Genomic DNA, 10926 nt, shown 5'->3' with positions numbered 1-10926 from the left:
GCTACACCACTTCCTCCATCCTTAACATCACTGTTAACGACTTGTGGTTCACTACACTTGGCGGTAACTACCTGTGGTCGGTCTATCTCCGACTGAATCCGTGCCATGCCCGGCACACAGCAATAAAAAGTGGTACAATGTGTGAACCACTTTTTATTATAGGATAACTACTGATTTTCATCAGTATTTAATTGATATTTTCGCTTTTTTCATCTTCTTCATAACGTTCTATAATTCTCTGCACAACAGGATGTCTAACAACATCTAAGGCTGTCAAATAGACAAAACGAATACCTTTGACATCTTTTAAAATATGCAAAGCTTTTTTCAATCCACTACCTACACCTTTTGGTAAGTCTATTTGCGTAATATCACCTGTAATGATCATCTTAGAACGAAAACCAAGTCTAGTTAAAAACATTTTCATCTGTGCATCAGTCGTATTTTGTGCTTCATCCAAAATCACATAGGCATCTTCCAAAGTACGTCCACGCATATAAGCAAGTGGTGCAATCTCAATAATGCCTTTTTCAATAAAGCGTTCTGTCTTTTCACGACCTAACATATCATATAAAGCATCGTAAAGAGGTCTTAAATATGGATCCACCTTTTCTTTTAAATCCCCTGGTAAAAATCCCAGACTCTCACCCGCCTCCACTGCCGGTCTTGTCAGAACAATTTTTTGAACTTCGTTATTCTTTAATGCCTGAACAGCAAAAACAACTGCCATATATGTTTTTCCTGTCCCTGCTGGACCAATCGCAAAAACAACATCATTACGCTTTAAAGCATTATAATATTCTTTCTGCCCTAAAGTTTTTGGATAAATCAATTTTCCATTTGTTGTCCTTGCTATTTTTGTCTGATAAAGTTCATCAATCATATTCAACTGATGATTTTTAGCTAAATTCAAAGAATAGATAATATCACGTTGACTGATTGTTTTTCCTTGCTTAACTAAAGTCAGTAAAGTACGAATCATATCTTCAACTTCCTGATTTTTGATTTCTGTATCATTTAAAACAATCTCATCACCACGAACAATCATTTCACATTGCATAGCTTCTTCTAATAAATGTATATTTTCTTCCTGCTGTCCTAAAAGTCTTGATATTTCATCCATTGTGCATGTTTCTAGCTTTAAGATTTTCTTCATTGTCTTCTCCTTTGACTGCAATATCTTCAATAAGAGTATAATGCATCTTTAACGTTATTTTACTACGTGTACTTGTCATTTGTAAAACATTTTCTTTATCAATAACAGCTTCTGTTGGTATCTGAGCACGAATATTTAATAAAAGCTGATAAAAGGCTTCTCCGTAATCTTGTTTTTTATTAGGCAGACTCGCTTCATACTGATGAAAAGTATAAGCATAAACATGCCCTTCTACCGGAATAATCTTTGTTTTATTTTGGGTTGAAATGATTGTGTTTTCAACAAGCAAATCACCTTTTTTAACGTAATCATTTTTCTTGACAAGAATATGACCACTTTTAACATCTAACGATTGAATCATGCCATCTTCTTTGGCATATAAATTACGATAATCATCTTTTTTGACTGTTTCTTGTCGACGTTTCGTATATTCAATATGAAAAACACTGCCTGTCTGATAGATATTCATATATTCAACTTTCTCTTTATATATATCTTTAAATTGCAGCAATAAATCATTTAATTTCTCATAGCTTTGAAGCGGTTTTAACAAATCTATATTTTCTTTTTGTAAAGTTTTCATCATGCTCTTATTGACCTCAGGTAATGTTCCTTCAATTTGAATATCAAAAATAAGATAAGATGAAACAAAAATACTGATGAAGAAAAAAAGCACTCCAATAAAATTTAAATGCTGTCGTGATAAGAAAAAGATATATTTCAATAAGCCAATGGTCGCAATATACTGATATGGATAATCCCATCTTTTTAAAATATATCTTTGATAAACAGGAAGATAAAATAGAAATTGAGAGTCCTTTTTTTGTAAATGTATTAATTTTAATTTTCTATCTCTAGCATAAATCAATAATGAATAAATTAATGACTCATCTACACTATATTTATCATACCCTATTTTCATCATATTCAATCACTTTCACATGACCATGAAGTCGAATTTCCTTTTGATCATAATATTCAATCTGTAGATTTTCTCCTCTAATAATCAAATTGTAATCGGGCATCTGAATTTTAAAAAAATGTGTATCCATCATCAGAACTTCATAATAATCATAAATACAAATACGTTCCTTATCAATCATCAGCATGATACCACCTCAGTGGAATATATGATACAAAACAAAAAAGAAGAACCAAAAGTTCTTCTTATCTTTGTTTACCTTTATTTTTTCTAGCAGCTTCTGATTTCATTTTACGTTTTAAACCAGGCTTAACATAAAATTCTCTTTTACGAGCTTCTGCAAGGGTACCTGTTCTAGAAACTTGTCTTTTGAAACGACGTAATGCATCATCTAATGATTCATTTTCTCTTACTACAGTTTTTGCCATATTGAACTTCCCCCCTTTACTAATACCAAATACATGCGTTATTATACATTGATAATAACAGAAAATCAAGTTTTTTTATATAATTCCCACTTGATATTTTCATTTTTTTCATTTATTACTGTTTCATCAACGAAACTCCTGATGAAGTTCCAATACGTGTTGCTCCAGCATCAATCATATCTTGCATATCCTGATAAGTTTTCACTCCACCACTTGCTTTGACTTCACATTGTTCACCAACTGTCTGTTTCATCAATGCAACATCATGAACAGTGGCTCCTCCAGTTGAGAATCCTGTTGATGTTTTGACAAAAGTTGCTTTTGCTTTCATAGCCTGTTGACAAGCTAAAACTTTTTCTTCATCAGTTAATAAACAAGTTTCAATAATCACTTTTACACAACGTCCCTGACTGGCATCAACAACAGCCTGAATATCTTTATATACAGTTTCAATATCACCAGCTTTTAACGCCCCAATATTAATAACCATATCAATTTCATCACTACCATTTTCAATAGCATTTTTTGCTTCAAATGCTTTCACTTCTGAAGTATTAGCTCCTAGTGGAAATCCAATAACTGTACAGATTTTCACATCGCAATCTGCTAAGTATTTTGCACAATAAGATACCCATACTGGATTAACACATACTGAAGCAAAATCATATTGCTTTGCTTCATCACACAAATGCGTAATTTCATCTTTTGTTGCATTCGCTTTTAATAATGTGTGATCAATAAATTTGTTCCATTTCTTTTCCATCATCTTCTTCTCCTTTAAAGATTTTATGAATTGCCTCTAAAGCAACATATTTATCTCCAGGATAAGGATCATTTCCAATTGCAGAAGCCATAAATTGTTCATGTCCTTTCCCTAGAATCAAAATAATATCATCACGATTTGCAATTTCAATTGCCTGTTCAATAGCAATGCGACGATCTTCAATAATAACACTTACAGGTTTTTCAATATATTTTTGAATATCTAAGCAGATATCCTGAATATCTTCATCTCGATTATCTTCAGCCGTCAAAATAACCTGATCACAGTATTGATTCGCTAATTTCCCTATTTTTTGCCTTTTATTATAATTCTTCTTTCCTGGTGCTCCAAAAACAGCAATAATTCTTCCGTTTTTCTTCACTTGTTGAGCAAACTGAAATACTTTTTCATAACTTTTCGCATGTTGACAATAGTCCACAATAACATGGAAAGGATATGGATGACTTAATAATTCCATACGTCCATCAACACCTTGAATATGTTCAATCATATCAATAATTTGCATAATCGGCATTTCTAGCGCTAATAAAGATGTTACAACAGCCAGAATATTCGATATATTAAAACGAGCTAAAACAGGAACTGAGACATGATGTAATTCATCATGAACCTGTAAATCAAATTCACTATGATCAATAAATAACTCTATATTTCTAGCCATGACGTCTGCTCTATGTTCAATACCATAAGTCAGAACATGACTTTTGATAGAGTCTTTGACAAGAGTGTAAAAGCGAACTTCATCTGTATTTAAAATAGCATAACCTTTTTCATCTAACAAGGAAAAAAGCTTAGCTTTAGAAGCCATCAGATTTTCCATCGTCCCATGAAAATCCAAATGTTCTTCATAAACATTTGTAAAAACAGCAATATCAAAATGAACACTATCAACTCTTTTCAAAGCCAAACCATGACTTGATACTTCTAATGTTACACCTTTGACATCTTTTTTCACCATATCATTTAAATGTCTTTGTAAAAAAATAGTTTCTGGTGTTGTATATGGGCATTGTTCAATAATACCTGCATATTCAATATTATTTGTCCCAATATATCCCATTTTTAAAAATTGTGATAAAGCATTTTTAATCATCAAGGCAACAATTGTTTTTCCACTTGAACCAGTTATACCAATCACCGTCATTTTATAACTAGGATGATCATAAAATAAATCAGCAACTCTGTTCAATTCATCTAAAACATTATCAACCTTGATATATAAAATATCCTTATGCTTAAATGTTAGAGGTTTAGAGTAAACAATGCATTTCGCCCCTTGAAATATAGCATCTTCAATATATTTATGTCCATCTACACTTAAACCATCAATACAAAAGAAAATAGAATCTCTTCCTACATAGCGTGAATCACTATGAATGGAACGAATCTTAAAATCTTCTTCAACATCAAATAATTCATTAATTTTCTTCACTCACAACACTTCCTATCAATTCTGTATCTTGACATTCCTCAATAAAAACAGGATAGATATGTCCTACTGAATCCAATGGTAACTTCGTTTTAACTTTCAAATAATTAGAAGCATGACCAATCATATAATCCCCATCAGCTTCTTCAATTAAAACATTCAAAGTCTGTCCAATCTGTTGGATTGCAAACTCATGAAGGAGCTGATGCGATAAATCCATCAACGCTTTCACTCTTTGATGTTTAACATTTCCATCTACCTGATCTTTCATTTTGGCAGCCGGTGTCCCTTGACGAGGTGAATATGGGAAAACATGTAATTGGTTAAAATGCATGTCTTTAATCCACTGATATGTGGATTCAAAATCTTCATCAGTTTCACCAGGAAAACCAACAATAACATCAGTTGTTATAGACAAGGTTGGTAATTTTTCTTTTAATTCTTTCATCTTTGATGCAAATTCATCAGTCGTATAATGACGATTCATTTTTTTCAAGATTTTATCGCATCCAGACTGAATAGGAATATGAAGATGATCAACGATAATAGGTGATGTAGCAATCAGATCTATGATTTCATGAGTGATTTGACTCATTTCAATTGAAGAAATTCTTAATCGCTTTAAACCTTTCACTTTTGTCGTTAAATCTACCAATAAGTCATAAAAGCTGTAATTATCAAAATCTTGTCCATATCCAGCAGTATGAATTCCTGTCAGAACAATTTCTACAAAACCATGATCAACTAATTTTTGAGCCTGTTTGAAAACACTCTCCTTATCTCTCGAACGAATACGCCCTCTCGCGTATGGGATAATGCAATATGTACAAAAATTATTACATCCATCCTGAATTTTTAAAAAGGCTCTTGTGTTTTTCGTAAATTCATCAATATCCAGATCTTCAAAATGAGATAATTTCATAACATCAGCAACATGAATAACAGTCTGATGTGTTTTTTGGTATTCTTCAACAAATTCCACAATTCGATTTCTAAACTGAGTTCCTAAAACAACACCAACACCTTCAATTTTTGCAACTTCTTGGCTTGCAACCTGACTATAACATCCCACTACACATACTGTAGCTTGAGGATTTTGACGAATAGCTTTACGAATCATCTGACGAGATTTAGAATCTCCAGTGTTTGTAACAGTACATGTATTAATGACATAAACATCTGCCTGTTCTTTAAAATCTACACTTTCATATCCTGCATCACAAAAAAGCTTCAGCATCGCTTCTGATTCATAAGTATTCACTTTACAACCCAATGTTAAAAAAGCAACTTTTTTCATAAAAATCCTTTCTATTTATATTTTTTTATAATTTTTTTATAATTCTTTAAAGAAATATATTCCAAATCTTTCAATGTTTCTAAACAATCCAGATACAAATAATTTTCAATATCATATGCAATCTTTTGAATATCTTCAATACGAACTTCACATTGAGCTTTATCGTCTTGAATGATAACTTTATTCAAAAATTCATGATTATCTTTTTTAAAGATATAAATGGTTTTAAGCGGATCAAAATAAAAGCAAATATGTCTTTGATCTTCATATACATTCTCTAAAGAAGAAAAACCTGTACGAAAGATAGAATAACCATACATATCAATTGGTGTATGAAGATTCACTTTAAAATTTTGTATATATTCACGATGTTGTTTTAATAGCAACATTTGATAATCATGAGTATAACGCTGATTGACAAATGGTTCTAAATAAGGAATATAAATCATGACTTGACTCTGTAAATCCTGGAAATGAGGAGCCGTTTCTAAAACTCCAGCAATATCATTATTAAACATCTTTTGTTTTTCATCATAATTTAAATAATCCAATAAATCATAATGTTGATTTAAAAATCCCTCATAAATATTTTCAATCTGATTTTGCGTTAATAAACCTCGATATATAATTTCATATGAAAACAAATCAAAATCAGTCTTGATCTTTGAAGATAAGCCCATCTTTTCAAAAAAAGAACGATGACTTTCTATTTCTTGATATAATTGTGTTTTAGCAAGAGGAATTTCCACCCCTATTTTATTTAAACTTTCTATAAATCCCATGATGACATCAACTCCCTACTAAATCCAATAACACTTAACATATATAACGGGGCTGTTTCGCTACGTAAAATTCTTTTTCCTAACGAGCAGGCCTGAACACCAAGCTCTTTCATCTTTTGAATTTCACTTTCATCAAAACCACCTTCAGGTCCTACAATAATTGTTATAGTGTGATAATCTTTTTGAAGCGTTTTTGCTAAAAGTGATTTTTCACCATTTCTGCTTTCTTCTTCATAGGCAACTAAATTGACATCGCCTAAATATTTCTCTAACTGTGATATTTTTATAAGTGAAGTCAACTCAGGTATTGTCTGACGACAAGATTGTTCACTTGCCTCTTTTAAAATACGAGTATAACGTTCTCTTTTCTTTTCAAAGGATTTTTCATCCGTTTTAATAATACTTCTTTGTGATAGAAAAGGAACAATTCTATGAACGCCTAATTCCGTAGCTTTTTGAAGAACCCATTCAAATTTATCATTTTTAGGCAAGCCATAGATTAAAGTCACTTCAACATCCAGTTCATTATTTTCTATGAGCTCTTCTTTTTGTTGAAGTATTCCTTTTTCAATATCTATAATTTCATATATATAAACATGATGATCTGGTAAAATACAAATCACTTGATCACCTTGATGATATCGCATGACACGTTGCATATGTTTATGATTATAAGGGTCAATATGTATGAATGATCCCTCTATATTTTGAGCATCTATAAAATATCTTTGCATAACTTCCTCCTTTGGCTATTCTATCACATTTTGTTGAATATAAAAAGAAAAAAAGATTAGTAAAGTCAATCCTCTACTAACCTTCTCACTCTTATGACTTTCTAATCATAAATTGTTGATTTTGATAATCAATCGTAATGTTATCATCTTTTTGAATAGAACCTTTAATCATTTCTTTGGCAACTAAAGTTTCAATATGTCCCTGAATGAAACGTTTAAGTGGTCTCGCTCCAAAAGTAGGATCAAAACCTTCTCTTGCGATTTCTTCTTTAGCCCCATCACTCACTTGAACTGATATATTTTGTTGTTCTAGACGTTTAGAAAGCTGAGCAATAAATTTATCAATAATCTTATAAACAACTTGATTATCTAATGAATTGAACATGACAATTTCATCAATACGATTCAAGAATTCTGGTTTAAAATGAGCTTTTAATTCCATTTCAACTTCATGTCTTGTTTCTTCATTATTACCTTGTAATAAATATTGTGAGCCAATATTAGATGTCATAATAATGATTGTATTTTTGAAGCTAACAACATTGCCTTTAGAATCAGTAATACGACCATCATCTAAGACTTGAAGCAAAACATTAAAGACTTCAGGATGGGCTTTTTCAATTTCATCCAATAAAACAATGCTATAAGGCGCACGTCTAACAGCTTCCGTTAATTGGCCACCTTCTTCATATCCAACATAACCTGGAGGAGCTCCTAATAAACGAGAAACACTGAATTTTTCCATATATTCACTCATGTCAATACGGACAATATTCTTTTCACTATCGAATAATTGTTCTGCTAAACTCTTTGCAACTTCTGTTTTTCCTACTCCAGTTGGCCCAAGGAACATAAATGAACCAATTGGACGGTTTTCATCATTGATTCCAGCACGTGATCTTAAAATAGCATCACAGATCTTTTCAATCGCTTCATCCTGTCCAATAACTCTTTTTCTTAAAATATCATCAAGATGTAATAATTTTTCTCTTTCAGATTCCATCAATTTATGAATAGGAATACCTGTCCATCTAGCAATAACTTCACTGACTGTATCAACTGTTACTTTTTCCTGTAATAAAGCATCATCAGACTCTTGTGATTGATAATCAGCAATTTCTTTATTAATACGAGGTAATGTTTCATACTTGATTTTTGAAGCTTCTTCTAAATTACCTTCAGTTTCATATTTATCTTTAAGGGCTTCATATCTCACTTTTTGATCTTTTAATTCTTTAATATGATCTAAAGCTTTCTTTTCTTCTTTCCATTTATCTGTTAAACCTGTTACTTGTTCATCTAACGAAGCAATACGACTCTTAATTTCATCTAGACGTTTTTCATTATCTGCATTTTTATCTTCTTTTTCAATAGAAATACGTTCCATTTCCAAACGATTCTTTTCTCTTGTGATAACATCTAATTCTTCTGGTAAAGAATCAATTTCCATACGTACAGATGCACATGCTTCATCAATCAAATCAATAGCCTTATCTGGCAAGAAACGATCAGTAATATAACGTTCACTCATATTCACAGCTGCCACAATGGCACTATCTGTAATCTGAACACCATGATGAGATTCAAAGCTATCTTTTAAACCACGTAAAATCGCAATTGTATCGTCACTATCTGGTTCATCAACTTGAACTTTTTGGAAACGTCTTTCTAAAGCAGCATCTTTTTCAATGTACATACGATACTCATCTAGCGTTGTTGCTCCAATACAGTGAAGTTCACCACGTGCTAACATTGGTTTTAATAAGTTAGCTGCATCCATAGCACCATCTGTTTTTCCAGCTCCAACAAGCTGGTGAATCTCATCAATGAATAAAATGATATTTCCTTCAGATTTTTTAATTTCATTTAATACAGCTTTTAATCTTTCTTCAAATTCACCACGATATTTAGCACCTGCTACCAAAGCTCCTAAATCAAGTTCATAAAGAGTCTTATTTTGTAAGCTGACAGGCACGTCATTTTTAAAAATACGCCATGCCAATCCTTCAACAATAGCAGTCTTTCCAACACCTGGTTCACCTATCAAAATAGGATTATTTTTTGTTTTACGTGATAAGATTTGAATAACACGTCTAATTTCTTCATCACGACCAATAACAGGATCTAATTTTCCATCCTTAACATCTTGAATAAGATCTCTACCATATTTTGTTAAAACTTCATATTGATTTTCTGGTTGTGGATTATTAACCATATTTCCACCTCGCATTTCCTGAATAATCTTTTCTAATTCTTTTTTATTTAAATGATATTGTCGAATCAAATCTTGAATAAATGTTGATTGCACTTCAAACATTGCCATAATCAAATGTTCAACACTTGTATATTCATCTTTATAACCACTCATCACTTTTTGAGCCTTTATTAACAATTGATTCAAATCATATGATATTCTTAATTGACTTTCATCAACACCATTGACTCTTGGTTTTTGTTGTTGTTTATTTCTTAAAAATGTTTCTAACTGTTGAATATTGACATTTGCTTTTGATAGCACACGATATAAAATACCACTTGTATCTTCCAATAATGCTAATAAAAAATCTTCAACATCAATAACCTGACAAGACATTCCTAAAGTCTGTTGGATGGCTTTTTGCATAGCTTCCTGCATAGCTGTTGTCCATTTTTCTATATTCATCTTCATCACTCCTTTAGCACTCATTATATCCAAGTGCTAATTATAGTATACCATGTTTTTTAGCACTGTCAACCCCGAAGTGCTAAAATGTTTATTAAAATTCAAATACTGTTTTTATAATGAATAACCTGACTTATTCAAATCAAATATCATCAGTGTAGACTTTGACTTCAACTGCCCCATAAATTCCGATATAGAATATTTTGGTGGAATTTCAAGTAACATATGTATATGGTCAGAACATACTTGCCCCTCTATAAGTTCTACATCCTTGAATCTGTTAATCAACAGTATCAATATCTCTATGATATCTCTTCTTAATTTATTATATATGATGAGCCTTCTATATTTTGGTACGATAACTATATGATATTTGCATCTATATGATGTATGTGATAAACTATTTATGTCTTTCATAGACTAACCTCCTTTGATTCTTTTGTTTCTTAGCTGCCAGGCTAAATTCATTGTATCATTGGAGGCTTTTTACTTTCAACGCTCTAAGCTTAATTCTTTTACCACGCGTATAACACGTGGTCAATGGAGTCAACTTAGTAAGTTGGCTCTTTTTTATTTTTTTGGAAATAAAAGAGTGTCTTTTTTACTTGTAGTTAGTATAATTATCTATTTATTATCTTATTTCCTTTACTTTTGTTGTATAATGTAGTTAAGAAAGAAGGTGCTTCTATGTTCGTTAGAGTTATCAAAAATAATAAGGGTAAGAAAAATACC

At 31.4% G+C, this 10926-nt stretch carries 10 protein-coding genes and 1 pseudogene; all 11 read right to left on the bottom strand.

The genetic code is table 11. The features are described from left to right. Positions 1 to 187 precede the first annotated feature (187 nt). Positions 188 to 1156, bottom strand: coding sequence for a PhoH family protein (locus tag B5E87_RS14085; protein ID WP_087245937.1), 969 nt, complete (start codon positions 1154 to 1156; stop codon positions 188 to 190). After that, positions 1116 to 2081: a sporulation protein YqfD gene (locus B5E87_RS14080; protein WP_087245935.1), complete on the bottom strand. Its 966-nt coding sequence runs from the start codon at positions 2079 to 2081 to the stop codon at positions 1116 to 1118. The genes B5E87_RS14085 and B5E87_RS14080 overlap by 41 nt, the downstream gene beginning before the upstream one ends. Next, positions 2062 to 2259, bottom strand: coding sequence for a YabP/YqfC family sporulation protein (locus B5E87_RS14075; RefSeq protein WP_224759445.1), 198 nt, complete (start codon positions 2257 to 2259; stop codon positions 2062 to 2064). Before B5E87_RS14075 ends, B5E87_RS14080 begins: the two co-directional genes overlap by 20 nt. 64 nt (positions 2260 to 2323) lie before the next feature. Further along, the gene (rpsU, locus tag B5E87_RS14070) at positions 2324 to 2506 is read right to left on the bottom strand and encodes a 30S ribosomal protein S21 (RefSeq protein ID WP_087245930.1); all 183 of its coding nucleotides are present in this window, start codon (positions 2504 to 2506) and stop codon (positions 2324 to 2326) included. Positions 2507 to 2621: 115 nt separating this feature from the next. Further along, on the bottom strand, positions 2622 to 3269 hold the full coding sequence (gene deoC / locus B5E87_RS14065; protein WP_087245928.1) for a deoxyribose-phosphate aldolase: 648 nt from the start codon (positions 3267 to 3269) through the stop codon (positions 2622 to 2624). Next, on the bottom strand, positions 3241 to 4722 hold the full coding sequence (locus tag B5E87_RS14060) for a UDP-N-acetylmuramoyl-L-alanyl-D-glutamate--2,6-diaminopimelate ligase (protein WP_087245926.1): 1482 nt from the start codon (positions 4720 to 4722) through the stop codon (positions 3241 to 3243). Before B5E87_RS14060 ends, deoC begins: the two co-directional genes overlap by 29 nt. Next, positions 4709 to 6016: a tRNA (N(6)-L-threonylcarbamoyladenosine(37)-C(2))-methylthiotransferase MtaB gene (gene mtaB, locus B5E87_RS14055; protein ID WP_087245924.1), complete on the bottom strand. Its 1308-nt coding sequence runs from the start codon at positions 6014 to 6016 to the stop codon at positions 4709 to 4711. Before mtaB ends, B5E87_RS14060 begins: the two co-directional genes overlap by 14 nt. Positions 6017 to 6027: 11 nt before the next feature. Next, entirely contained in the window at positions 6028 to 6798 is a 771-nt protein-coding gene (locus tag B5E87_RS14050) for a hypothetical protein (protein ID WP_087245922.1), read from the bottom strand. After that, positions 6786 to 7532, bottom strand: a complete 747-nt coding sequence (locus tag B5E87_RS14045) for an RsmE family RNA methyltransferase (protein ID WP_087245920.1) — start codon at positions 7530 to 7532, stop codon at positions 6786 to 6788. Before B5E87_RS14045 ends, B5E87_RS14050 begins: the two co-directional genes overlap by 13 nt. Before the next feature lie 91 nt (positions 7533 to 7623). Beyond that, positions 7624 to 10194, bottom strand: coding sequence for an ATP-dependent Clp protease ATP-binding subunit (locus tag B5E87_RS14040; RefSeq protein WP_087245918.1), 2571 nt, complete (start codon positions 10192 to 10194; stop codon positions 7624 to 7626). Positions 10195 to 10335: 141 nt separating this feature from the next. Then, positions 10336 to 10611, bottom strand: a pseudogene (tnpA, locus tag B5E87_RS14035) (IS200/IS605 family transposase); the annotation flags it as partial. Positions 10612 to 10926: the final 315 nt, after the last annotated feature.

Origin of the sequence: Massilimicrobiota sp. An142 (assembly GCF_002160725.1) — a bacterium.
GTDB classification, from domain to species: domain Bacteria; phylum Bacillota_I; class Bacilli_A; order Erysipelotrichales; family Coprobacillaceae; genus Allocoprobacillus; species Allocoprobacillus merdigallinarum.
This window is presented reverse-complemented; position numbering and strand designations above follow the sequence as displayed.

Excerpts from the sequence above, each read along its gene's own strand:
- B5E87_RS14075 (WP_224759445.1), bottom strand. The coding sequence starts at position 2,259 with ATGATTGATAAGGAACGTATTTGTATTTATGATTATTATGAAGTTCTG.
- B5E87_RS14050 (WP_087245922.1), bottom strand. The coding sequence starts at position 6,798 with ATGGGATTTATAGAAAGTTTAAATAAAATAGGGGTGGAAATTCCTCTT.
- B5E87_RS14045 (WP_087245920.1), bottom strand. The coding sequence starts at position 7,532 with ATGCAAAGATATTTTATAGATGCTCAAAATATAGAGGGATCATTCATA.
- rpsU (WP_087245930.1), bottom strand. The coding sequence starts at position 2,506 with ATGGCAAAAACTGTAGTAAGAGAAAATGAATCATTAGATGATGCATTA.
- mtaB (WP_087245924.1), bottom strand. The coding sequence starts at position 6,016 with ATGAAAAAAGTTGCTTTTTTAACATTGGGTTGTAAAGTGAATACTTAT.
- B5E87_RS14040 (WP_087245918.1), bottom strand. The coding sequence starts at position 10,194 with ATGAATATAGAAAAATGGACAACAGCTATGCAGGAAGCTATGCAAAAA.
- B5E87_RS14080 (WP_087245935.1), bottom strand. The coding sequence starts at position 2,081 with ATGATGAAAATAGGGTATGATAAATATAGTGTAGATGAGTCATTAATT.
- deoC (WP_087245928.1), bottom strand. The coding sequence starts at position 3,269 with ATGGAAAAGAAATGGAACAAATTTATTGATCACACATTATTAAAAGCG.
- B5E87_RS14085 (WP_087245937.1), bottom strand. The coding sequence starts at position 1,156 with ATGAAGAAAATCTTAAAGCTAGAAACATGCACAATGGATGAAATATCA.